The following is a 1,099-nucleotide window of genomic DNA, read 5'->3' on the forward strand; positions in this document are numbered from 1 at the left end:
GTGGCTCAAACTTGTTAGGGAGCTGTCTAAGGTGGGATCGGCGATTGGGACGAAGTCGTAACAAGGTACCCGTACCGGAAGGTGCGGGTGGATCACCTCCTTTCTAAGGAGCATTATTTTTTAGGCACCAGTTGGTGTTTAACCATCCAAACCCCCTTTCTTTTTGTGGGTGTGGTGGTTGTGGTGGTTGATGTAGACGCGTGTTCTGCTGCCACCAATTTTTTTAATCGGGTGGAGATACACCTTAACCAGAGTCTTAATTTATCTAATCGACGCAAGTTACTTTTTTCTTTTGTATGTTGGTGCATTGTTGGGTGTCTGGGGCATTATCCCCTGGTTGTAACCCATGCTGGTAACACACTGTCGAAGCCTTGTTGCTTGGTGGTGGTTGTGGTGTGGGGTGTTGTGTGAGAACTGTATAGTGGACGCGAGCATTAAACTGCATGCTTGTCACCGTGTGGTGGTGGGTGTGTGGTTTGTGTGATTTCTGTTCTTTTGTGTTTTGTGTAGTTCACGCCGGCCGCATACGTGGTGATGGTGCTTTGTGGCATTGTTGTTGTGTGTGGTTGGTTGTGTGTTCGTTATTTAGGGCGCATGGTGGATGCCTTGGCATGCTGAGCCGATGAAGGACGTGTAAGGCTGCGTTAAGCCTCGGGGAGTTGTCAATAAAGCGTTGATCCGAGGATGTCCGAATGGGGAAACCTGGCACCTGTTATGGGGTGTTACCCTTCAGTGAATTCATAGCTGTTGTGGGGGTTTACGCGGGGAAGTGAAACATCTCAGTACCCGTAGGAGGAGAAAATAAAATTATGATTCTGCTAGTAGTGGCGAACGAACGTGGATGAGGCTAAACCGTATGCATGTGATACTTGGTAGGGGTTGTGTGTGCGGTGTTGTGGGGCCCGATTTTAAGCTAGCTACCACTGGTTTGCGTGGGTGTTGTTGTTAGGCGAAGTGGTGTGGAAACACCTGCCAAAGAGGGTGATAGTCCCGTAGTTGAAGACTTCAGCATTTGTGTGGTTGGGTGCCCGAGTAGCAGCGGGCTCGTGGAATCTGCTGTGAATCTGCCGGGACCACCCGGTAAGCCTAAATACTTAGT

Annotated in this window: 2 rRNA genes; both read left to right on the forward strand. The window is 49.5% G+C overall.

The window, feature by feature from the left end:
- Nucleotides 1–103, forward strand: a 16S ribosomal RNA gene (locus M5J09_RS13160); the annotation flags it as partial.
- A gap of 471 nt (nt 104–574) precedes the next feature.
- Nucleotides 575–1,099, forward strand: a 23S ribosomal RNA gene (locus M5J09_RS13165); the annotation flags it as partial.

The sequence above is a fragment of the Corynebacterium sp. BF-R-2 genome, assembly GCF_024586525.1.
In the GTDB taxonomy this organism is placed as follows: Bacteria; Actinomycetota; Actinomycetes; order Mycobacteriales; family Mycobacteriaceae; genus Corynebacterium; species Corynebacterium singulare.